Raw genomic sequence first — 23,115 nt, forward strand, 5'->3', positions numbered from 1 at the left:
TATGATCCTGATCACAGGGCCGTTGTACAGCGGGAAACGGGATTATGCGCGCCGGATTTTGAACTGTTCGCAGGAAGAGCTGGGGTGCAGGGCCGTCTGGAATGTGCAGGAACTGGCCGCTGCCTGCGAAGATCTGGAAGCGCTGGCTGACCGTCTGGCGCAGTATGAAATCGTCATCACCACCGAAGTGGGGGGCGGCGTGGTCCCGGTGGACCCTGACCAGCGCGCAGCGCGGGAGAACGCCGGCCGTCTGGCCTGTCTTCTGGCACAGCGTGCCGATACGGTGGTCCGGATGTTCTGCGGATTGCCCATTTTTTTGAAAGGAGAACGGCCGGAATGAAGATTTACCTTTTGCGCCATGGCCAAACGCTGTACAACGAACAGAAGCGCTATCAGGGTCAGCGGGATATCCCTCTGTCGGAAAAAGGGCGTGCGGCGCTGCGGCAGGCGGATTTTTCTCCCCGGGAAGTTTATGTTTCGCCCCTTTCCCGAGCGGTGGAAACCGCACGGATTCTCTTCCCCGATGCACGTCTTATTCCGGTGGAAGCGCTGCGGGAAATGTGTTTCGGGATTTTTGAAGGCCGCAATTATGTGGAAATGGAGCACGATGCGGATTATCGCGCCTGGGTGGGAGAGGACTGCCTGGGCCGCTGCCCGGGCGGTGAAAACCGGGCGGAGTTTTCCGCCCGCACCTGTTCTGCTTTTGCCGGTCTGGTGGACCGGGCGCTTGCCCAGCAAAGAGAAGAACTGGTCATTCTGGCCCATGGGGGAACACAGATGGCTGTGATGGAACGATATGCCCGCCCCCGCCGGGACTATTACAGCTGGTGTGCGGGCAATGCCGCCGGTTTTGTGCTGGACACCGGCCGCTGGCATTCGGAACAGGTTCTGGACCTGGTCCGTGAGGTGTCCTACGCGAAGGAGGAATAACATGAACATTGCAGCAGCGGCCCTGCTGGGGTTTTGCCTGGATCTCGCACTGGGAGACCCTGCCTGGATGCCGCACCCCGTGGTGGGAATGGGGCGCCTGATCGCTGTACTGGAACCGCCGCTGCGCAGGCTTTTCCCAAAATCTTCGGGCGGCCAGCTGGCGGCCGGTGCGGTGCTGGCGGCGGTACTGCCTCTGGGGACGCTGGCGGTGAGTGCGCTGGCGCTGTGGCTGTGCGGCCGCATCCATCCGGCGGCCGCCTTTGCGCTGGAGACGGTCTGGTGCTGGCAGGCACTGGCCATGCGGGGCCTGCGGGATGAAAGCCGCAAGGTGTACAACGCGCTGACGGGCGCCACGCTGGACGATGCCCGGCGCGCGGTTTCCCGAATTGTGGGGCGAGACACGCAGGCATTGAGCGCAGAGGGTGTGACAAAAGCGGTGGTGGAGACCGTGGCGGAAAATTTTTCCGACGGTGTGGTGGCGCCTGCCTTTTACATGCTGCTGGGGGGTGCTCCGCTGGCGCTTTGCTATAAAGCCGTGAACACCATGGACAGTATGGTGGGGTATAAAAACGACCGCTATTTATTTTTTGGCCGCGCCGCAGCCAGACTGGACGATGCGGTCAACTATCTTCCCTCCCGTTTGGCGGCGCTGTATTTGATCGCGGCAGCATCTCTCACGGGACAAAACGGAAAAAATGCACTGCGCATCTGGCGCAGAGACCGGCGCAATCACGCCAGCCCCAATTCGGCCCAGACCGAGGCAGCCATGGCGGGTGCGCTGGGTGTGCAGCTGGCAGGGCCTGCTTCCTATTTCGGAAAACGGGTGGAGAAACCCACCATCGGCGACGTACTGCGTCCGGTGGAACCGGCGGACATTCTGCGGGCAAACCACATGATGTACATGGCGGGCGCCCTGTGTCTGCTGGGCTGGATTGGGCTTCGGGCCGCGCTGTGGGGATGGATGCATTGAGGAGGATGGAAATGGAACTGCCACATGGAGGCGACTGGGCAGGGTTCGTTCAGGAGTACGGAGCCATGCCGCTGGATTTTTCGGCCAACGTCAGTCCGCTGGGGCTGCCCGAAGGGGTGCGCCGGGCGGCGGCAGCAGCGCTGGAACAGGCGGATCGCTATCCCGACCCGCTGTGCCGAGCTCTGCGGGAAAAGCTTTCCGCGTCGCTGGGCGTCCCGCCAGAATGGATTTTGTGCGGCAATGGTGCTGCGGACCTGATTTTTCGGCTGGCGCTGGCCATGCGGGGCCGCACGGCGCTTGTCACGGCACCCACCTTTTCCGAATATGAGCAGGCGCTGCGCGCGTCGGATTGCGAAATCCGTTCTTTCACATTGGACGCAGAAACAGACTTCACTGTGACGGAAGCTTTGCTGGAGCGGATTCACCCCGGGCTGGATCTTTTGTTTTTGTGTGAACCCAATAACCCAACGGGTCGAACCACGCCCCGGCCGCTTTTGCAGCGGATTCTGGAACGGTGCGCCCAATGCGGAACGCTTCTGGTGGCGGATGAATGCTTTAATGCATTTCTGGACGACCCGGCTGCGCACACGCTGCTGAACGAACTGGCGGGCCATCCGAAGCTTTTGATTTTGCGCGCATTTACAAAGTGGTACGGCATGGCGGGTCTTCGTCTGGGTTATGCGCTTTGCGCGGACGAAGCGCTGCTGGAACGTATGCGCCTGTGCGGACAGCCCTGGGCGGTATCCACCCCCGCGCAGGCAGCGGGACGGGCCGCGCTGGATGAAAAGGCGTACAGTGAACAGCTGCGCGCCCTGATTGCTGCCGAGCGGCCCCGCATGCGGGAGAAACTGCTGGCGCTTGGCTGCCGGGTGGTACCGGGAGAGGCAAACTATTTATTGTTTTTTCATCCGCGCACCGATTTGGGCGCGGCTTTGCGGAACAAAGGCGTTCTCGTGCGGCGCTGCGACAACTATCCGGGCTTGGGGCCGGGGTGGTACCGCGCGGCTGTCCGAACACGGGAAGAGAACGACGCTTTTTTAAAAACGCTTGAGGAGGTGCTGTGAATGGCCCGCTGTATTATGCTGCAGGGAACGATGTCCGGCGCAGGAAAAAGTCTGCTGGTGACGGCGCTCTGCCGCATTTTTCATCAGGATGGCTGGCGGGTGGCACCGTTCAAAAGCCAGAATATGGCGCTGAACAGTTACATTACCCGGGACGGACTGGAAATGGGGCGTGCACAGGTGGCGCAGGCGGAAGCCGCCGGCCGGGAACCGGACGTGCGCATGAACCCAATCTTGCTCAAGCCCAGCAGCGATACCGGCAGTCAGCTGATTGTTTGCGGCGAGGTGCAGGGGCAGTATTGTGCGGCGGAATATTACCGCCTGAAAAAGACCCTGCTGCCGCAGGTTTTGAAAGCTTACCGAAGCCTGGCGGCGGAAAACGACATCATTGTCATCGAAGGGGCAGGCAGCCCGGCGGAAATCAATCTGCGGGAAGGCGACATTGTAAACATGGGGTTGGCCGAGCAGGTGAACGCACCGGTGATTTTGGTGGGGGACATCGACCGGGGCGGCGTGTTTGCACAGCTGTACGGCACGGTGGCTTTGCTGGCACCGGAGGAATGTGCACGCATCAAAGGGCTGGTGGTCAACAAGTTTCGCGGAGACGTGGAACTTTTGCGCCCGGGCCTGACCATGCTGGAAGAAAAGACAGGCCTGCCGGTGCTGGGGGTCGTTCCCTATACGCGCGTGGACATCGACGATGAGGACAGTCTTTCCACCCGTTTGGAACGCCGCTTTCAAAACCGGCCGGTGGATATCGCGGTGATTCGTCTGCCGCACATTTCCAATTTTACCGATTTTTCTCCGATGGAAAGTCATCCGGCTTTGGGGGTTCGTTATGTGGAAAAAGTGCAGGCGCTGGGAACGCCGGATCTGGTGGTGCTGCCGGGCACCAAAAACACCATGGCAGACCTGGCATGGATGCGTCAAAACGGTCTGGAAGCTGCAGTAAAAAAGCTGGCGGCTGCGGACACGCCGGTCTTGGGCGTGTGCGGCGGTTATCAGATGCTGGGACGCTCTCTTGCAGACCCGCAAGGTGTGGAGCAGGGCGGCACGATGGCAGGAATGGGGCTTCTGCCCTGCGACACCTGTTTTTCGGGGCGAAAGGTTCGCACCCGTGTGGAGGGCATTGCGGCGGGCCCCTTTGCGGGTGCCCGGCTGGACGGATACGAAATTCACATGGGGCGGACCCGGAGCGGCCGAGTCAGTCCTTTCTGCCGCCTGGAAAACGGAACGGAAGAAGGCGCGGTCTGTGGCAATGTGTTCGGGACTTATCTTCACGGCCTGTTTGACACAGGCGAACTGACTGAAAAAATGGCAGACTGGCTTCTGGCGCGCAAAGGGTTGAACGCGCTGGATGCACATTTGCAAAGTCATGCGGATTACAAGGAACGTCAGTATGATCTGCTGGCGGACGCGGTGCGTTCCTCGCTGGATATTCCTGCGCTGTACCGTATGATGGACGCTTTTGCGCCGGGAAAGGATGAGAAGATTTGAACGAAAGGCATGTACTTCCTGCCGATATCGAGCGGACCAGCATGGCCATCATACAGGGCGAACTGACCGAGCGGGGCATTCAGGTACCGGCCGGGTGCGAAGCCGTGGTGCAGCGGGTGATCCACACCACTGCGGATTTTGACTATGCCAAGAACCTGTGTTTCACACCGGGGGCGGTTGACAAAGGGGTGGAAGCACTGGGACGCGGCGCCGTTCTTGTAACAGATACCAACATGGCGCTGGCAGGCATCAGTAAGCCGACTCTGAAAAAGCTGGGCTGCAGTGCATACTGCTATATGGCCGACGAAGATGTGGCACGCGCAGCAGTACAGGAAAATACCACGCGGGCAGACGCCGCCATGCAAAAAGCGGCGCAGCTTCACCCGGGTGCGGTGTTTGCGGTGGGAAACGCGCCCACGGCCCTGTTCCGGCTGGAAAAATTGATTGAGGAAGGATTGCGGCCGGCACTGGTCATTGCGGTCCCTGTGGGCTTTGTGAACGTGGTGGAGAGCAAAGAGCGCATTTTTTCCGCGTGCGAAGCGGCCGGTGTTCCGGTCATCGCTGCAATGGGGCGCAAGGGAGGCAGCAATGTGGCAGCGGCAGTCTGCAACGCACTGCTGTATACCGCGGCCAATGCGCTGGACCCGGCCCAAAGAGGCTGGAAAGGCTGACCGGAAAAGCGAAACATTTGAAAATTTCAACAAACGGTGGGGGAACGACCAATGAAAAAACACAGATTGCTTATTTGTGTGCTGCTTTCACTTTTTCTGCTTGTATCCTGTGGGACGGCGGCGCCAAGTTCACAGAGCGCATCTGCAGCGCAGGCCGATTCGGTTACGTTTACCGATGATTTGGGGCGGACCGTCACAGTGGATTCGCCCAAGCGGGTGGCCGCACTGATTGGAAGTTTTGCAGATGTTTGGTGCATTGCGGGCGGCAAGGATACGCTGGTGGCTGCGGCGGATGACACATGGACGCAGTTTGATTTGGATTTGGACGAGTCTGTGATCGATCTGGGCAAGGTCAGCGAACCCAGTGCCGAGACCCTGCTGGCGGCACAGCCGGATTTTGTGCTTGCCAGCACAAAGACTTCGGCCGACGTGGAACTGATGCCAACACTGGAAAATGCCGGTATCCCCACCGCTTATTTCGATGTAAGCAGCTTTGAGGATTATCTGCGGATGCTGGAGATTTGCACCCGCATCACAGGCTGCGAAGACCGGTATGAACAGTACGGCACGCTTGTGCAAGAGCAGGTGGATGCGGCCATTGCTTCCGCCCAGGGCAAACAGGGTCCCACGGTGCTGTATCTGCGCGCTACCGGCAGCAGCTGCAAGGTGAAAAACAGCCAGAACACCGTGCTGGGAGAAATGCTGGCTGATTTGGGCTGCACCAACATTGCAGACAGCGACGAGTCTCTTTTGGAAACTCTTTCCATGGAGGCCATCTTGCAGGCGGACCCGGAATGTATTTTCATTGTTTTGCAGGGCAGCGACCAGGAAAAAGCACGCCAGACGCTGGAAAAAGCGGTGTTGTCCAATCCAGCCTGGCAGCAGCTGCGTGCTGTGCAGCAGAGCAAATGCTACTACATGGACCAGCAGCTGTATAATGTGAAGCCCAACGCCCGCTGGGGCGAGGCCTATGAGGGATTGGCGGAGATTTTGTATGGACAGGAATGACACTCGGGGCATATTTCCATGCTTCCTGCTGCTTGCGGCAGGGATGATCGCGGCGGCATTGCTGAGCCTTTGCCTGGGCGCGGCGGCACTGTCACCGCGGGAATTGCTGGCGGTTTTGTGCGGAAGAGGGGATGCTTCTGCCGCGTCCATTCTTCTGTATGTGCGGGTACCTCGCACAGTGGGCTGTTTGCTGGCGGGGGCAGCACTGGCGGTTTCCGGTGCGATCATTCAAACGGTGCTGGCAAACCCGCTGGCCGCACCCAATATCATCGGTGTCAATTCCGGCGCGGGGCTGGGTGTGGCGCTGTGCTGTGCCGTGCTTCCCACGGCGGTGAACGTTGTGCCTGCGGCGGCGTTCGCCGGTGCATTTGCCGGTGTGCTTTTGGTCCTGTTCATTGCGGAAAAAGCAGGTGCCTCCCGCATTACGCTGGTCTTGGCCGGCATGGCGATTTCCGGCATGTTCAGCGCGGGGATCGACGCGGTGCTCACCGTATTTCCGGACTCGTTGATCGGTTATTCCGATTTTCGCATCGGCGGTCTGGCCAACGTCTCCATGGACCGCATTGCACCCGCGGCATGGGTCATTCTGCTGTGCCTGGCTACCGCCCTGGCACTGGCCCACGAGATGGATGTTCTGGCTTTGGGAACGGACATGGCGCAAAGCTTGGGCCTTCGGGTGCGCCGTGTGCGTGTGCTGCTTTTGGCGCTGGCCGCAGCGCTGGCCGGTGCGGCGGTCAGTTTTGCCGGGTTGCTGGGCTTTGTGGGGCTGGTCGCCCCCCATATGGTGCGCCGTCTGGTGGGGGGTGAGAGCCGCCGCCTGCTGGCGGGGTGCGCACTGGTGGGAGCGGCGCTTCTGACATTGTGTGATGTGGCCGCGCGAACGCTGTTTGCCCCGTATGAACTGCCGGTGGGCATTGTTTTGTCGCTGGCGGGCGGACCGTTCTTTTTATGGCTTTTGTTCCGCAGAAAGGAGACCCACGCATGATCGAATTGCAGAATTTGACCGCCGGTTACCGGGAACATGCGGTGCTGGAACATGTGGATCTCTGTTTCCCCGAGGGAAACGTCACGGTGCTTCTGGGCCCCAACGGGTGTGGCAAAAGCACGCTTTTAAAAACTGCGCTGGGGCTTCTGCCGCCTTTGGAAGGGCAGATCTTGTACGATGGTACGCCCTTGTCAGAACTTGCGCCCGTGCAGGTGGCGCGCCGGGCGGCGTATATGGCACAGAGCCGCGGCATTCCCAACATCGAAGCGCGGCGCATGGTGCTGCACGGCCGCTTCCCGTATCTGCCATTCCCGCGCCGTTACCGCAAAAGCGATCACGAGGCGGTGGACCGGGCGCTGCAGCAGGCAGATGCGCTGGAGCTGGCCCATTGCCGCATGGAGGAGCTCAGCGGCGGCCAGCGGCAGAAAATCTATCTGGCGATGGCGCTGGCGCAGCAGACGAAGACGATTTTTATGGATGAACCCACCACCTGGCTGGATGTGCGCCACCAGATGGAGGTGATGCGCACGGCCAAAGACCTGGCCGCAGCGGGAAAAGCAGTGGTTCTGGTCAGCCACGACCTGTGTCTTGCGCTGCGCACGGCAGACCGGGTGGCTCTTTTGTCACAGGGAAGGCTGGTCCAGGTGGATACTCCGCTGCATGTATATGAAAGCGGAACGCTGGACAAGGTGTTTGGCGTGCATGTCTGCCGTGTGTGTGTAAACGGCACATGGCAGTGTTTTTGTGAATAGGGGAGAAACCGCATGGAGAAAAAGGGCTTTGTTTATCTGGTGGGGGCGGGCTGCGGCAGCGCAGATTTGATTACGCTGCGCGGGCTGCGGCTGCTGCAGACCTGTGATGCAGTGGTATACGACGACCTGATTGACCCGGCGCTGTTGGAACAGGCGGCACAGGCGGAACTTTATCCGGCGGGTAAGCGCTGCGGCCGTCATTCCATGCCGCAGCCGGAAATCAATGCGCTGCTGGTGCGCCTGGGCAGTGAGGGAAAAACCGTCGTCCGCCTGAAAGGCGGCGATCCCTTTGTGTTTGGACGCGGCGGGGAAGAGGTTCAGGCGCTGCACCAGGCGGGGATTCCCTGCGAGATCGTGCCGGGCATTTCCTCGTGCATTGCGGTTCCGGCCGCAGCGGGCATCCCGGTCACACACCGGGGCCTCAGCCGCAGTTTTCATGTGATTACGGGGCACACGGCACAAAGCGAGGACAGCTTGCCGGAGTCCCTGCATACGCTGGCAAATCTGAACGGAACCCTGGTGTTTTTGATGGGGCTGAGCCAGCTGGAGCGCATTGCCAACCGGCTGATGGAAGCGGGCAAGGCCGGCAGTACGCCGGCGGCCGTTGTTTCCGGCGGGAATGCACCGCACCCGGCCGTTGTGCGCGGGACGCTGAAAAACATTGCGGAAAAGGTGCGTCAGGCGGATGTGCAGGCACCGGCGGTCATCGTGGTAGGCGAGACCGCGGCCATGAATTTGTACGAGGGTGATCCGCGCCCGCTGGCCGGTGTGCGTGTGGGCCTTGTGGGAACCGCCTCTTTCACGCGCCGTCTGGAAGAAAGACTGCTGAAGCTGGGCGCAAGGCCGGTGCACATGATGGCTGGCCGTGTGAAGTCATTGGAACCGGATGAAGGCATTGCCGCCTTCACCAAAGTTTCCGGCTGGGCAGTTTTCACCAGCCAAAACGGCGTAGAGATTTTCTTCGAGCGCCTTTTGAAAAGCGGAACAGACGTACGCCGTCTGGCGCAGTGCCGTTTTGCGGCAATCGGCCCGGTTACGGCACAGGCGTTGCAGAAGCATGGGATCACGGCCGATCTTGTGGCGCATCCTGCCACAAGTCAGGCGCTGGCCGGCGCGCTCAGCACAGCGGCAGAGAAGGCTGAACCGATTTTTTTGTTTCGCTCTGCCAACAGCACCCCTGAATTGTACACAGAACTTGCAGAACAGGGCTTTTCGGTTCAGGAATGCAGCCTGTACCGCACAGATTTTGTGCCCCTTCAGTCCGATGCAAAGGTGGATTATCTGGTCTTTGGCAGTGCGGAAGGTGTCAAAGCCTGGTATGCTGCCTGTGGCGCGCCGGAAGAAAGCGCCCAGTGTGTGTGCATCGGGCCGGTGACCGCCGGGGCTCTTTCGGCCTGCGGACGCCGCTGTTTTTTGACGGCAGAGGACATTTCGGCAGATGGGGTGGTCGCGTGTATTTTGAAGGACTTGCAAAACCGGGCAGGTTTTGTATAATGAGTAAAGAATAAATGCTTGGAGTGAGTATATGAAAATTATGGCCGTTGATTACGGCGATGCGCGCACGGGGCTGGCCGTGTGCGACCGCACGGAGTTTTTGGCAAGCCCGGTGGGCACCATTGAAGAAAAAAGCTTTGCCAAGGTGGCGGAAAAAATTGTTTACGCAAGCCGGGAATTTGAGGCGGGCATGATCGTGATCGGCCTTCCCCGCAATATGGACGGCACCGAGGGCGCCCGCGCGCAGAAATGCCGGAAACTGGCCGATACCCTGAAAGCCATCGTTCCCATTCCTGTAGAACTTTGGGACGAGAGAAGCACGACCGTAACTGCCGCCAGTATTTTGACGGAGAACGGCACCTTTGGCAAAAAACGTAAACAGGTGCTGGATTCGGTGGCTGCCGTTGTAATTTTGGAGAGTTATATGGCTTATCGCCACAATTTGCAGAAAAGCCAGTCCTGACAGATGATTCAAAATAAAAAAACGATCCGGCAGATGTCTGCCGGATCGTTTTTTCATTGTTTCAAAAGCTCCAGAATCAATGCAACAGCGTCTGATATGTAAGCTGCCAGAGGCTTTTCGGGAAGTCCCGCAATCCACGCGCCGCATTTGGAAACGGGAATCAGAACTTTCTGGGCCCGGCTCTCGGCCACGGCGCAGGCAATGGCGGGGCTGCATTCGCCCAGCATGCTGTTGGCCATCACCAGGCCGATGGGACCGGCCAGAATCTCTGCCCGCGCGGCATTGACCACGGCGGCATTTTCTCCGGTGGCGCCCGCTGTGGCGCCCGCTTTCAACATTGCGCTGGTGGCGGCAGAATTGGTGCCCACTGCAATAATTTCTTCCTGAACACCGGCGGACCGCAGGGCCGCAATCAGGGTGCGGCCAAACCCGCCGCCCTGGCCGTCGATCACAACAATTCGTTTCATGGTGGTTCCTCACTTTCTCACATCAGCGGCGCGAACAGCCGCAGAAAAATCTGGGCGACCCATTTGTAAAGGGGCGCGCTCTGCGCCTCCTGCAAGGTGACCTCGTGGCTTTGGGCCATGGTCCGCAAAATGTCCCGTTTCACATCGTGCGGCATATGCCCGCCATAAAATGCGCAGCAGTTTTCAAAGTGAAGATAAAGGCTGCGGTAGTCCATGTTGGCGCTGCCTACAATGGCCAGCTTGTCATCGCTGAGGTACATTTTGGCATGAATAAATCCGGGTGTGTACTCGTAAATCCGAATCCCGGCCTTCAGCAGGGTAGCGTAATAACTTTGTGTGACGTAATACACGTACCATTTGTCGGGAATGCCCGGCGTGATGATGCGAATATCCACGCCGCTTTTGGCCGCCAGGCATAAAGTCGTGACCATCTCATTGTCCAGAATCAGGTAAGGGGTTGTGAGATATACATAGTCCTTGGCCTGCTGCAGCACGTTCAGATAGGCATTTTCCGAAATGTTTTCTCCGTCCAGAGGCGAATCGCAGTAAGGCTGTACGAATCCCTCTTCTTCAAAACGGTTCACGGGCAGATACGACCGGAAATTGGTCTCGGTGCCCGCCACAAAATCCCACATGCGCAAAAATGTCAGAGAAAGCGAGTAAACCGCAGGGCCTTTCAGCATGAAGGCCGTGTCTTTCCAGTAACCGAACCGCTCTTTGCGGTTGATGTACTCATCCGCAAAGTTCAAACCGCCGGAAAATCCGATCTCGCCATCGATCACCGCAATTTTTCGGTGATCCCGGTTGTTCAGCATTTTGTAGTCCGTTAAGTGCCAGGAAAAATGAAGCCCGTTGAAGGCATAACACTTGATGCCCATGGCCCGCAGCTGTTCATCGTAGTCCAGAGGAAGGGTAAACATGCTGCCCACTCCGTCATAAATCACACGAACGTCCAATCCCTGCCGGGCTTTCTCTTTCAGAATCTCGAGGGTCTGGTTCCACATCTCGCCCTCTTCAATAATGAAATATTCCATGAAAACGGAACGGCGCGCCTGACGCAGTTCTTCAAGAAACACCGGAAAGAATTCCTCTCCGGTGGCAAAGTAGCGGCTTTGCGTCGCCTGATATACAGGGGAGGCCGCATAGGTGGAAAGATAATCCACGCTGCGTTCCAATCCCCGGTCAAACTGTTTCAGCGCACGGCTGGCACATCCGTCGGGCTGAACGGCCGCTGCCGCCTTGTGCTCAATGTCCGCAAACTGAGCGGCCTTCTTGGGGCGGATTCCCCGGGAACCGAGAAGCATGTAAAACACCGCGCCGGAAAGCGGCATTGCAATGATCAGCAAAAGCCACATCAGTTTGTAGGCGGGGTTGATGTCAGCGTACTCCAGAATCGGAAGCATGACAAGCACGCTCAAAATGGTGAGCAGGAGATAGAGAACCGATCCGACACGGCTGAATTCCAGCAGCAGCGCGACCAGAATGATCAGCTGCAGAAGAATCAGCACCATGAACAGAAAGGTGCGGGAAGTCAGAAATTTCAAAAGCTTTTTCACAGGGATTTCCTTTCAAAAAGGCAGCTCAGGCGCTCGGAGTGCTGCCGGAGGGGGAAGAGGTCGCTTGCGTTTGAAGCGCGCCGTAGGTGGTGATGGTAACACTGTTCAGCGTGACGGGTTCCAGCGGACGGCCGCTTTCGTCACACTCCACCTGCGCAATGGCGTCCACAACGTCCATACCGCTGTACACCTGACCGAACACGGTGTCCTGTCCGTCCAGATAAGGGGCGCCGCCCGCGCTCTGGTAGGCGTCGGCTACCTCCTGACGAACACCGGAAGCGACCATTTCTTCCGCTGCGGTTTTATCTACAGAATCTTCGGGTGTCTGCACAATATAGAACTGACTCAAATTACCCACAGAACCGTCCGCCGCACGGGCCAGCGCCACAGCGCCGGAATAGTGGTGCAGCTTGTCGCTCAATTCGTTCGGGTAAGCATTGTTGTTCCAGATGCTGGCCCCGCCGGTGCCGGATTGCGTCGCATCGCCGGTTTGAATCACAAAATCTGCAACGACCCGATGAAAGATGTTTCCGTTGTAATACCCCTGCTGGGCAAGACCTTCAAAGTTTTCCACCGCCATGGGTGCATATTGCGGGAACAAAACGATAAAAATATCTCCCATACTGGTGGAGAGCACGGCCACCGGTGTGTCCTGAGAAGGCTGCGCAAGCTGTTCCTCGCTGCTTTCCACGGGGCTGCGGCTGCTGCCCGCAAAGCCCTGCTTTCCGCCGCAGCCGGTCAGAACCAGGCAAACCAGCGCAAGGCACACAAGAAAAATACGTTTGGTCATGGAATCACCGCCACTCGAAAAAGGAATATTCCTCTTTAGTATAGCATATTTTATAGGATAGAAGTAGACTTCGAGAAAAGATTTTCACATTGTGTTTTTTGTAAGGTTGGCTTGACGCAGGCAGTGTGATTGGGTAAAATAAAGACAGAAAAAGATACGCGGGCAAGCCTGCTGAAGGAGAAAAAATGGAAAATCAGGAAGATTTGGATTACACTCCCGATTTGATCACGTTGGAAGATGAAGCGGGTGTAGAGCACGAGTGTGAAGTGATTGACGCAGCCGATTACAACGGCGAGCACTATCTGGCGGTGGTTCCGTATGTGGCGGATCCGGAAAAAATGCTGGAAGAGGATGCGCAAGTGGTCATCATGCGCACCGTGGAAGAAAACGGAGAAGAGTTCCTGGACATTGTGGATGACGACGAAGAGCTGGCGGCAGTCAGCGAAGTGTTCGCCGCACGCCTCGAGGAACTGTATGACATCGAACTGTAAAAGCAGTTCGCGGCAGTGCAAAACCAGCCTGCCCTGTACGATTTGTTGTGTTCATATATAATCCTACTAACCAATCAACGGGAGCCCGGGGTCCGCAAGGGGATCGCAGACCTCCCGCCCGGCTTCGGCCGCAAGCGGAGGAAGGGAGCGTGAAACTTGGGCAGGGCACCCACCTGCCATTACGGTAGGTTTTGGTGTGCACAGACGGCAGGGTGGGTTTGTTTTTACAAATCACAAAACGAAAAGGGCTGGTACTTTGTGCCGGCTCTTTTTTTGCGAAAACAGCACACCGGCTGCGGCGGACAGACACCCGCTGGCCGGGAATGTTGACGCAACAATCACAAAAATATATAATACAATCGTTGATGTCCTGATAAAATGAGATGCCGGAAATTCCGGCGTTCAAAACAGTTTTATGCAATCGATAAGCCGGACGGTGAGACAACAGGATGGATTCGTCTCCCACTGCTCCGGCTTTCCTTTTGAACGGACCGCAGCATGGGCTGAATTTTCACTTCAACGGGAGGTCCTGAATATGACTTATGATCTTTGTTTTGCACTATATAACTCCAGCCAATGGCTGACGGCGTGTGTGGAGGCAATTGCTGCGGTGAACTATGACTGCAGAAAAATTGCACTGTACTTTGCCGACAATGCTTCGCAGGACGATTCTCTGGCTGCGGCGTACGCCCTGGCGGAAAAATACCGGGATGTTTTTCGGGAGATTCGCGTTCTGCCGCAAAAGGAAAATCTGGGGTTCGGCAGTGCCAGCAACGCTGCGGCACGTGCCGGCAACGGTGATTTTGTCTTTTTCTGCAATGTGGATACAGAGATCGACCCGGATGCGTTCCAAAATCTGGACCGCGCCATTGAGCAGGCGCCCGTTGACTTCGGCGCGTTCGAGCTGCGTCAGTTCCCCTACGAGCATCCGAAATATTATGATCCGGTGACCTTGGAGACCTCCTGGTGCAGCGGGGCCTGTTTTGTGCTGCGCAGGGAAGTGTTTGAAAAGACAGGCGGATTTGACGAGAGTATTTTCATGTATGCGGAAGACGTGGACCTCTCCTGGCATATTCGGGCATTGGGCTACAAATTAATGTATGTTCCTTCCGCGGTCATCCATCATTACGCGTATCGTACAGCGGGCGAGGAAAAGCCCACACAGCTGGCGGGAAGCGTTGCGGGCAATCTTGTGCTGCGCTATAAGTATGGCGATGGACAGGATCTCCACAGCTGGAAAAAGCTGTACAGACTGGTGGAAGAGCGCATCGAGAACAATGAGCAGACCCATGCTGTTTTTCACAAGCAGATGGCGAGGATTCAAGCCCATAAGGAAGCATACCGGGAATTTCAAAAAAATGTGGTGTGCCCCTCCCGGTTCCGCCCGTCCTTCCTGGAGTTCGACTATGAATTTGCAAAGCAGGGCGCTTTTTACGAATCGCACTTCCCGGCGGGACAACCGGATATCACCGTAATTATCCGAACCTATCGTCGGCCGGAGCTTCTTCGCATGACGCTGGAAAGTCTGTGCAACCAAACGTACCGGCATTTCAAAGTGCTCGTGGTGGAAGACGGCGAGAATCCGGTATCAGAGTCTGCGGTCCGGGCATTTCAAGACCGTTTGGATCTGGAATATATTCCGGCGTGCGCCTCGCTGGGGCGATGCCGGGCCGGAAATGTGGGCCTGGAAAAAGCAACAACGGAATATGTCTGCTTTTTGGATGATGATGATTATTTCTTTGCGGATCATCTGGAAGTGATGGCCTGTCTGATCGAAGAAAATCCGGATTGCAGCTTTTTTGCGGCGGGCTCGGTGGAAGGCCTTTGCGAGGCAGACCCGGATGATTTGACGAAGTTCGTTTACCGTGAAAAGCGAAATCATTCGGGAGATTTGCGTCTGGTCGATTTCTTTTCACGGAATCCCGTTCCCATCCAGGCAGTGCTCTTCCGCCGTTCGCTCTTTCTGGAGTACGGGGGCTTTGATGAGACGCTGGACGCATTGGAAGACTGGGATCTCTGGATGCGTTATTTGACGCATGCGTCGTTTGCCTGTGCGGATAAGGCCACCAGCATTTACAAGGTGCCGGCAGACCAGAAACTTTTTGCGCAAAGGGATCGCTTCATTGGCCAGTACCGTGCGCAGGTGTTTGAAAAAATGGCGTCTTATAAAGGCGTTGTCACGGCACAGGACGTATACGGGCTTTTGTGGCGACCGGATGAAACGTCCGGCAAGACGTTCTGGACGGACGAAGAAAAGGCACAGGAGATGGAGAAGCTGCGTGCTGCGGCAAAAGAGATCCGCGCCAGCAGTACCTGGCGCGCAACGCTGCCTCTCAGACTCCTTCCCCATATCGTGCGGGGGATCGTCGGCCTGCTGGGGGGCATTGTACTGATCGTTTTGCGCTTTTTCAGCGTTGTATTTGAAAAAGGCGCCGACGGAGTCAACTGGTGTCTGGATGCGGTGAAAAATTTGTGCAACCGGGTAGGCCCGCCGGCACCGAATCCGGACAAGGCGACCGAAGAGGAACTGAGTCGCTTTATTCAGCTTTCGCGCAGGTCTTTGTGCTGGAAACTGATTCATCGCGGCCGCAGATAAAAGCGATCGAGGGGGAGTTTTGATGCCAAAAGTAACGGTTTTGTTGACGTCTTACAATCATGGAGCTTTTATTGACGCAGCCATCCGGTCGGTGATGAACCAGACCTTTACGGATTGGGAGTTTTTGATTGTGGACGATTGTTCTCAGGATGATTCCTGGGAGAGAATCTGCCGCTATCAGGACCCGCGCATCCATGCGGTGCGCAACGAAGTGCGCATGGGGCCGGAACATGCGTTTCGGGTGATGGATGAAAAAGCAACCGGAGAATACGTGGCGGTCTTTCATTCGGACGATATGTGGCGGCCGGAAAAACTGGAGCGGCAGGTTGCATTTCTGGATGAACATGCGGAGATTGGCGCGGTGTTCACCGGGGTGGATATCATCGATGAGACCGGCGAGGTTCGCTCGCCTGAGATTCAGGATACCTATACCAATTGTTTCGCAACGAAAAACAGAACACGGTATGAATGGCTCAATACGTTCTTTTACAAAGGAAATGCACTGTGTCATCCCAGTGTCCTGATCCGCCGGCAGTTGTATCGTACATGCGGCTTGTTTTTGGACGGGCTGGCCCAGGGTCCGGATCTTTGCAAGTGGATTCGTCTTTGCAAAACCCAGGAAATTTATATTATGCCGGAAAAACTCACCTGTTACCGGGTCCTGAGCGGCGAAAAAAACACCAGTGCGAACACAATTAAAAATCAGCGTCGCTCCTACTTGGAATTGATGTTCATTTACAGGCCCTATTTTGAGTTGACCATGGACGATTTGCTGCGGGTGTTTCCGCAGGCGCAGCGTTATGTAACACCGGCGGGAGCAGAACCGCGCTTTGCTGCCGCACGAATTTTCTTGGAAGAGGGAAGCACCGATTCTCTGAAGCTGCTGGCATTGGAAGTGCTGTTTGATCTGCTGAATGACCCGGCTGCGGCCGAGAACCTGAAGAATTTCTACGGGTATGGATTCCCTCAATACGTGGAAGAAACGCGCGCCAACAACGTGTTTCACATCCTCAGTCAGGCAGACGGTAAGCTGAGTAAAAATGAGACGATCTTTTACTGGAGGGGAACGACATTTTTGCCGGAAAACAGCGTATCTGCAGCTTATGAATTATCTCCTGACGGAATGTTCGAATTGGATGCAGAGCTGGACGGCAGTCCCATGGATGCGCTTCGCATTGATTTGTGTCAGTGGCACAGCGCCATCGCAAAAGTGGTGTGCCTGAAATGCGACGGCCGGGAATACACCGAACAGTTGCAAAGCGGAGCGCAATGGTCCGGAAAAGTGGACGTATTTGCTTGTATGCGCCCGCAATACTTTTTGTTCTTTGAGACGCCTTTGTCCGTGCGGAAAGTCCATCTGAAGGCCTATCTTGGACAGGATCTTCAGGCGGCGCTGGAAAGATGGGACGCATTTGTGCCGGAGCGGGATCTGGAGCTGGAGCAGGCACAGGCAAGGGCAGAGGAACAGGCGCAGAAGAAGAAAAGAGGTTGGCCGTGGAACAGGAATTGATCATCATTGGTGCGGGCAAATTTGCGCGGGAAACCGTGTGGATGCTGGAGCGGCTTGCCCGGCAGGGCGATCGGACATGGAAGCTTTTGGGCTATGTGGACGATACGCCGGAAAAACAGGGTACAAGCGTGTACGGACTGCCGGTATTGGGAACCGTGGATGCGCTTTTGAGCTGGCCTCGTGATGTGTGGGCCATCATGCCGATGGGCACCTGCGGCGGGCGGCGCGCCCTGGCGCAGCGTCTGGCACAGGCGCCGCATCTGCATTGGGCGACAATTCAGGCCGCCAGTGCGGTAACGGGAAAAAATTTCGAAATCGGCGAGGGAAGCCTGCTATGTGAAAATACGCTTTGCACAGTGGATGTGAAACTGGGCAGACATACCATTGTCAACGTGGGGAGCACGATTTCGCACGATACGGTTTTGGGCGACTTTGTAACGGTCAGCCCGGGTGTCACCATTTGCGGAAACTGCGAGATCGGAGACGGCGTGTTCCTGGGGGCTGGAGCGACGATTATTGAACAGATTCGAATTGCCCCGGGAATCGTAGTGGGAGCAGGCGCAACGGTGGTGCGCGATTTGACGGTCCCGGGTACCTATGTGGGGACCCCGGCACGCAGAAAAGAATAAACAAAAAACAGGCTTGCTTTGCGGCGCGGCCTTTCCCGAGCGGGGAAGTCGTGCGCCGTTTGGCGGCCTGTTTTTTTGCAGACACTTTTTACCATATGCGCAGGAAGGATTGCGGCTGCATGAAGGGGTGTGCTATACTGCCTGCAGCAGCTTTCGGATTGTCAGTACGTGAAAAATATGGTATAATTTTTAATATTTGTAATTTTGTATTAATAAGAAAGCTGGGTAGTGAAAATGAACAAACCGGAAAAGCCGATTTTGGTCACAAAGCCCTTTCTCCCGGAGAAAGAAACCTTTATGAATTATGTGGATGGCATTTGGCAGCGTGATTGGATGACCAACCAGGGCCCTTTGCATCATCAGTTGGAAGATGAGCTGAAATCTTATCTGGGCGTGGAAAATCTGACGCTCACGGTAAACGGACACCTTGCGCTGGAAATTGCGATTCGCGGCCTTGGCCTGACCGGGGAAGTCATCACCACACCCTTTACGTTTGCGTCGACCATCCATTCTATTTCCATGTGCGGGCTGAAGCCGGTGTTCTGCGATATCAAGCCCTCGGATCTGACCATGGATGAGGAGCAGATCGAAAGCCTGATTACAGAGAAGACCAGTGCTATTTTGCCGGTACACGTCTACGGACATCCGTGCAATACGGCCAAAATCGAAGAGATTGCGCGGCGGCACGGGCTGAAAGTGATTTATGACGCAGCGCATACGTTCGGCGTCCGGCTGAATGGGCAGACCCTTTCCCTTCAGGGCGATGTGTCGATTTACAGTTTCCACGCCACCAAGTTGTTCCACACCATTGAGGGTGGCGCGCTTGTGTACAAAGATCCCGGCTTGAAACAGGTGTTTGACGATTACAAAAATTTCGGCATTCATGATGAAGAGCATGTGGCCTATGTGGGCGGAAATGCCAAGATGAATGAATTCCAGGCAGCTATGGGCCTTTGCAATCTCAAACACATTGATGAGATCATTGCCGAGCGGCGTGAAATCACGTTGCGGTATCGAAAAAATCTGGAAGGACAAGCGGGTATCACGCTGTTCTATCCGGACCGTGCGCCCGGCGTGGAGTACAATTACGCTTATTTGCCGGTGCTGATCGACCGGGATGCTTTCGGGGTCAGCCGGGATGAGCTGCATGCGGCCTTGAAGGCGAATGACAATGTGGTCGCGCGCAAATATTTTTATCCCATCGGCACAGAGTATGATTGCTATCGGGAACTCGCTGCTGAAAGCCGCGTGCCTGTGGCAAAAGCTGCAGGCCAGAGCGTTCTGGCTCTGCCTATTTACAACGGCCTGTCCCTGGAGGAAGTGGACTATATTTGTGAGTGTATCCTGAATAAGAAACAATCGTGATACATTTGAATGCTATCCTGAAAATAGCTCCCCGTTTGCGGGACACACTGATAAAAATTGTTGAGGAGCTGCAATAATGAATCAAACGCAAATGCAATCAGCTGGCAGGGAACTGATTCCGGTCATGCACTGTTTCGATAACAATTATGTTATTCCGGCGGCAGTGTCGTTTTATTCCATGCTCAAATATGCCGACCCGAAGTATCAGTACCGTTTGTACGTTCTGCATACGGATATTACCACGCAGAATCAGGCGTTGCTGCAAAATGTGGTGGGCCAGTTCCCCAACGCGTCCCTGGAATTCATTTCGATGAATCACTGGCTGGAAGATGTGTTTCAGAGTTTGCTGCATGAGAATCATTTTTCCAAAGAAGTGATCTATAAACTGTCGGTCGGCTCTATTTTTCCGCAGTATGATAAATTGATCATCACCGACGTGGACGTGGCTTTTTGCGGCGACATTGCCCCCAGCTATGTATCGATGGATCCGGATTCGGAGATCTGTTTTGCCGGTGTGCACCACGTGTGTCCCAAGGACAGTTGGCTGGTCAATTATTACGATCATTATGATGCTGTGTTTGGCAAGGGTCACCGTGAACGCATGAAAATCTGCGGCGGATATCTGGTGGCTAATCTCAAACGGCTGCGCGAAGCAGGAAAAGAAAAAATATTCCTCGATTACCTGGAAGCCAATACCGATAAACTGCTCCAACTGGAACAGGATGTCATCAACTTCTGTTGCGATGAGAACGAGATCGCCTATCTTCCGCTGGAATACATTGTTTGCAGCTATGCCTACGACATGTTTGAAACGGCAGAGAGCCGGGAACAGGACGAGCATTACAGCCGGGAAGAAATTGAAAGAGCACTGAAAAATCCCATTCAATTGCATTATGCCACCTCGGTGAAGCCCTGGAAGGATATTCATTCCACCAAAGCGGATCTTTGGATGAAGTTCCTGTTTGAGTCCGGTGTAGCCCAAACATATTTTGACCGGCAGCGCGGTCTTGCCGGCCCTGCACCGGAGCATATTGATGCGGAGCATTTGCGGCACGGCGCTTCCATGCCGGAGCCGGACGTTACGGTAAGCGTTTTGTGCTGCACGTACAACCATCAGCAGTTCATTCGGGAAACGCTGCAGGCAATTGTAGGGCAGAAGACCAATTTCCGCTTTGAAGTGCTGGTGGCGGACGATGCGTCCACGGATGAGACGCAGGCAATCATTCGGGAATTCCAGCAGCAGTATCCGGAGATTTTCCGTTGCACCCTGCGTGAAAAAAATGTAGGAATCGGTGAAAATTATTATCAGACCCTGCAGCAGGTTCGGGGAAAATATCTGGCCATTTGCGACGGGGATGATTTGTGGATCGATGATCACAAGCTTCAGAAAGAAGTCGATTTTCTGGAGAGACACAGTGATTTTAATGTGGTGTGTACATCCTTCCAGAAACGGGAACTGAAAAAGGATGGAACGTTTGAAGATTCTGTGTTTGACGTGGACCATTACATTCAGTTGTCCGGGTCCAAAAAGGAATTTTACGGGCTGAAAGATCTGCTTCACATCCGGTTTGTGGCGTCGTGCACAGCAATGCTGCGGTGGCAGTTCCGGGGTGGATTCGTTCCGGATTTTCTGCAGAATTACAAAACCATCGATTTCCCGCTGGCGCTGATGCATGCAGCCTGCGGAAAAATCGGGGTGCTGGGAAAAGAAGTGACCGCACGCTATCATGTGCACGCAGGCGGTATTACATCGCAGCAGGAATACAATATGCTTCGCGAGGTCACGCAGATTCTGCGGGAAATCGATCAATATTTGGATTATCGTTTCGCGGAGGTACTTGCTCCGGTAATCGCGGCCGGCAACGGGACTTCTTCTAAAAAAGTTCAGCCGATGTATACTGAGGAAGAAAAGGTTTCGCTGTGCGTAATGGATGACGTATTCCCGCACCCTGCGTCCGGCTTCCGACTGGCTGAGTATAAGGCATATCTTGATGCATTTGAAAAGGTGCGGGTCGTTTGCAGTGGTCATTCCGTTGCGATGCTTGGAGAGGAATCCATTACAGATCTTTGCAAAGATTTTGTACAAGCCCACCCTGAATACAGCGATGAGATCACAATTGATGATCATCTGCCCAGAAATGCTCACATTGATCTGGCTTACTTTGGCTTTTTGGAAAACGTGTGGCCTCATTTGGATGAACTGGAAGAGCGTGCGATTCCGTTTGTGCTGGAGTTGTACCCCGGCGGTGGTTTTGCCCGGTTCAACCCGGAGGTCGATCACAAATTGCGTCTGGTGCTTTCCTCGCCCTGCCTTCGCAAGGTCATCACAACGCAGCCGGCGACAACACGGTATTTGCTGGAGAAAAACTTCTGCAGTCCGGATCAGATCCAGGAAATTTTCGGAGTGGTGACGCCGGAAGAGGCGCTGGCGCCTTATGGGCTGGCAAAGAAGCGTTATGGCTTCGAGAAAGACCGTTTGGATGTTGTTTTTACTGCGTTCCGCTACATGCCGGATGGCGCGGACAAAGGATACGATGTGTTTGTTGATATGGCCAAACGGATCTGCCATGATCATGAGAATGTCTATTTCCATGTGGTCGGCGGCTTTGATGAAAACGATTTGGACGTTTCGTCTCTGAAAGGCCATATTACATTCTATGGTAAGCAGCACGCTGACTGGTTTGATGTATTTTATCAGGACAAGGATCTGATCGTTTCCCCCAATGTGCCGGATGTTTTGGCTCCAGGCGCGTTTGACGGCTTCCCGACAGCATCTTGTACTGAGGCAGCGCTGCGCGGTGTTGCCATGTTTGTGACAGATCCGTTTGAAATGAATGAAGGGCATTTTGCACCGGGTCAGGAAATCGAGATCGTTCCTCACGATGCCGCGGAGATTGCCGCGCGGCTGGAATATTATCTGGAGCACCCGGATCAGTTGCGTGCTCTTGCAGAAGGCGGTGCAAACGCAGTTCGCCGTATTTACAGCGCAGAGCGGCAGATCAAACCGCGCATCGCGCTGGTCGGTCAGGAAATGGAAGAAGCCAGGCGCGAACAGGCGGATTTACCGGCCAAAATTCAGCAGACAGGACGCATCAAGACTTGGGCTTATCGTGTATTTGGCATTCTGGAAGACGGAAAGCTGAAAGAGCTGGCAGAAGATGTCTGCACAGAGCGCAACTCTCTGGAAATTCATACAAAACTTGCGGATGCGCCGAACGGCCTTCAAAAGATTTTGTTTTATCCGGCAGAAAAGCGTGGGGTAATTCTTCGCGGAGTATCGGTATTTCTGGACGGACGGGAACTGCCGGTTCAGATGCACAACGGCGTGGAAATTGAAAATACGCTGTATTTTGTTACCAAAGAAGCGCAGATCATCTGCGAAGTGCCGCAGGGAGCAGAGGCTCCATTGCAGGAAGTCGTTCTGAAAGCAGAAGTTGTTGCGGTGGAAGAAAACCTCGACGTTATTTCGTGGGAAGTCAAACAGGCAGTTCAGCGATTGTGCGATCAGTCCCGAAAGAATGTTCATGGAACGTGCAAATTGTATTTTTCGAACGATCGCCGCTTCAACGAGGAGCATTCTTTGCAGGGAGAATTGGTGCGGGTTGCACCGGATTGTTACGTTTCGGCCTTCTCGCTTGCCGAATGCGCAGAGCCGGTATCCTTTGTCCGCTTCGACCCAATCGAAGGGGTCAGCATACAGGCTGATTTGCTGAGGGCTTTCTGCGACGGCATCCCCATGAAGCTGAAACGTTCCAATGGAAAAGGATGGAAGGGAAAACGCTCTTTTTCTGATTCAGATCCCTGGTATGAATACGAGATGCCGAAGACGTCTGCCCAAGAAGTTGTGTTTGTTTTTGAAATGAAACAGCATTGATTGAGA

General features: G+C 55.4%; 21 protein-coding genes and 1 other RNA gene. 19 read left to right on the forward strand and 3 right to left on the reverse strand.

Annotation, left to right across the window (positions count from 1 at the left end; all coding sequences use genetic code 11):
• Nucleotide 1 precedes the first annotated feature (1 nt).
• Genes ACKTS9_RS15600 through ruvX form a run of 11 tightly spaced genes read left to right on the forward strand, consistent with a single transcriptional unit; the run spans nt 2 to nt 9,831 of the window.
• Nucleotides 2-340, forward strand: coding sequence for a bifunctional adenosylcobinamide kinase/adenosylcobinamide-phosphate guanylyltransferase (locus ACKTS9_RS15600; protein WP_349215288.1), 339 nt, complete (start codon nt 2-4; stop codon nt 338-340).
• A complete protein-coding gene (locus ACKTS9_RS15605; RefSeq protein WP_349215289.1) occupies nt 337-930 on the forward strand; it encodes a histidine phosphatase family protein in 594 nt (197 codons plus the stop codon). Before ACKTS9_RS15600 ends, ACKTS9_RS15605 begins: the two co-directional genes overlap by 4 nt.
• 1 nt (nt 931) lies before the next feature.
• Nucleotides 932-1,900, forward strand: coding sequence for an adenosylcobinamide-phosphate synthase CbiB (cbiB, locus tag ACKTS9_RS15610; RefSeq protein WP_349215290.1), 969 nt, complete (start codon nt 932-934; stop codon nt 1,898-1,900).
• 11 nt (nt 1,901-1,911) lie between these two features.
• Nucleotides 1,912-2,964, forward strand: coding sequence for a threonine-phosphate decarboxylase CobD (cobD, locus tag ACKTS9_RS15615; RefSeq protein ID WP_349215291.1), 1,053 nt, complete (start codon nt 1,912-1,914; stop codon nt 2,962-2,964).
• Nucleotides 2,965-4,458: a cobyric acid synthase gene (locus ACKTS9_RS15620; protein ID WP_349215292.1), complete on the forward strand. Its 1,494-nt coding sequence runs from the start codon at nt 2,965-2,967 to the stop codon at nt 4,456-4,458. It abuts the gene before it with no gap.
• Entirely contained in the window at nt 4,455-5,129 is a 675-nt protein-coding gene (locus ACKTS9_RS15625) for a precorrin-8X methylmutase (RefSeq protein ID WP_349215293.1), read from the forward strand. The genes ACKTS9_RS15620 and ACKTS9_RS15625 overlap by 4 nt, the downstream gene beginning before the upstream one ends.
• Nucleotides 5,130-5,180: 51 nt before the next feature.
• Entirely contained in the window at nt 5,181-6,137 is a 957-nt protein-coding gene (locus tag ACKTS9_RS15630; protein ID WP_349215294.1) for an ABC transporter substrate-binding protein, read from the forward strand.
• Nucleotides 6,124-7,122: a FecCD family ABC transporter permease gene (locus ACKTS9_RS15635; protein WP_349215295.1), complete on the forward strand. Its 999-nt coding sequence runs from the start codon at nt 6,124-6,126 to the stop codon at nt 7,120-7,122. The genes ACKTS9_RS15630 and ACKTS9_RS15635 overlap by 14 nt, the downstream gene beginning before the upstream one ends.
• Complete coding sequence (locus ACKTS9_RS15640) at nt 7,119-7,874, forward strand: ABC transporter ATP-binding protein (protein WP_407881780.1); 756 nt, start codon at nt 7,119-7,121, stop codon at nt 7,872-7,874. The genes ACKTS9_RS15635 and ACKTS9_RS15640 overlap by 4 nt, the downstream gene beginning before the upstream one ends.
• 12 nt (nt 7,875-7,886) lie before the next feature.
• Complete coding sequence (gene cobA, locus ACKTS9_RS15645; protein ID WP_349215297.1) at nt 7,887-9,368, forward strand: uroporphyrinogen-III C-methyltransferase; 1,482 nt, start codon at nt 7,887-7,889, stop codon at nt 9,366-9,368.
• A 31-nt stretch (nt 9,369-9,399) separates the two neighbouring features.
• Nucleotides 9,400-9,831: a Holliday junction resolvase RuvX gene (ruvX, locus tag ACKTS9_RS15650; protein WP_349215298.1), complete on the forward strand. Its 432-nt coding sequence runs from the start codon at nt 9,400-9,402 to the stop codon at nt 9,829-9,831.
• 53 nt (nt 9,832-9,884) lie between these two features.
• Here the strand turns inward: ruvX and ACKTS9_RS15655 are convergent, their stop codons facing one another.
• The 3 genes from ACKTS9_RS15655 to ACKTS9_RS15665 are packed head-to-tail and all read right to left on the reverse strand — an operon-like array spanning nt 9,885 to nt 12,644.
• On the reverse strand, nt 9,885-10,298 hold the full coding sequence (locus tag ACKTS9_RS15655) for a DUF3842 family protein (RefSeq protein ID WP_349215299.1): 414 nt from the start codon (nt 10,296-10,298) through the stop codon (nt 9,885-9,887).
• Nucleotides 10,299-10,315: 17 nt separating this feature from the next.
• Nucleotides 10,316-11,854 carry a cardiolipin synthase gene (gene cls / locus ACKTS9_RS15660; RefSeq protein ID WP_407881781.1) on the reverse strand — a complete coding sequence of 513 codons (1,539 nt, stop codon included), beginning with the start codon at nt 11,852-11,854 and terminating at the stop codon, nt 10,316-10,318.
• 25 nt (nt 11,855-11,879) lie between these two features.
• The gene (locus tag ACKTS9_RS15665) at nt 11,880-12,644 is read right to left on the reverse strand and encodes a peptidylprolyl isomerase (protein WP_349215301.1); all 765 of its coding nucleotides are present in this window, start codon (nt 12,642-12,644) and stop codon (nt 11,880-11,882) included.
• 185 nt (nt 12,645-12,829) lie between these two features.
• Here ACKTS9_RS15665 and ACKTS9_RS15670 point away from each other — a divergent pair, with 185 nt between their 5' ends.
• From ACKTS9_RS15670 to ACKTS9_RS15705, 8 genes are all read left to right on the forward strand, one after another.
• The gene (locus tag ACKTS9_RS15670; protein ID WP_349215302.1) at nt 12,830-13,135 is read left to right on the forward strand and encodes a DUF1292 domain-containing protein; all 306 of its coding nucleotides are present in this window, start codon (nt 12,830-12,832) and stop codon (nt 13,133-13,135) included.
• Between the two features lie 22 nt (nt 13,136-13,157).
• Nucleotides 13,158-13,358, forward strand: a non-coding RNA gene (gene ssrS, locus ACKTS9_RS15675) — 6S RNA.
• Between the two features lie 312 nt (nt 13,359-13,670).
• A complete protein-coding gene (locus ACKTS9_RS15680) occupies nt 13,671-15,731 on the forward strand; it encodes a glycosyltransferase family 2 protein (RefSeq protein WP_349215303.1) in 2,061 nt (686 codons plus the stop codon).
• Between the two features lie 22 nt (nt 15,732-15,753).
• A complete protein-coding gene (locus tag ACKTS9_RS15685) occupies nt 15,754-17,241 on the forward strand; it encodes a glycosyltransferase family 2 protein (protein WP_349215304.1) in 1,488 nt (495 codons plus the stop codon).
• Complete coding sequence (locus tag ACKTS9_RS15690; protein ID WP_407881782.1) at nt 17,226-17,870, forward strand: acetyltransferase; 645 nt, start codon at nt 17,226-17,228, stop codon at nt 17,868-17,870. The genes ACKTS9_RS15685 and ACKTS9_RS15690 overlap by 16 nt, the downstream gene beginning before the upstream one ends.
• 119 nt (nt 17,871-17,989) lie before the next feature.
• Nucleotides 17,990-18,199: a hypothetical protein gene (locus ACKTS9_RS15695; protein WP_407881783.1), complete on the forward strand. Its 210-nt coding sequence runs from the start codon at nt 17,990-17,992 to the stop codon at nt 18,197-18,199.
• Nucleotides 18,168-19,235, forward strand: coding sequence for a DegT/DnrJ/EryC1/StrS family aminotransferase (locus ACKTS9_RS15700; protein ID WP_349215307.1), 1,068 nt, complete (start codon nt 18,168-18,170; stop codon nt 19,233-19,235). Before ACKTS9_RS15695 ends, ACKTS9_RS15700 begins: the two co-directional genes overlap by 32 nt.
• 76 nt (nt 19,236-19,311) lie before the next feature.
• Nucleotides 19,312-23,109 (forward strand): glycosyltransferase, encoded by a 3,798-nt coding sequence (locus tag ACKTS9_RS15705; RefSeq protein ID WP_407881784.1) that lies wholly within the window; start codon nt 19,312-19,314, stop codon nt 23,107-23,109.
• Nucleotides 23,110-23,115: the final 6 nt, after the last annotated feature.

Source organism: Owariibacterium komagatae, from assembly GCF_045865535.1.
Classification (GTDB): domain Bacteria; phylum Bacillota; class Clostridia; order Oscillospirales; family Ruminococcaceae; genus Ruthenibacterium; species Ruthenibacterium komagatae.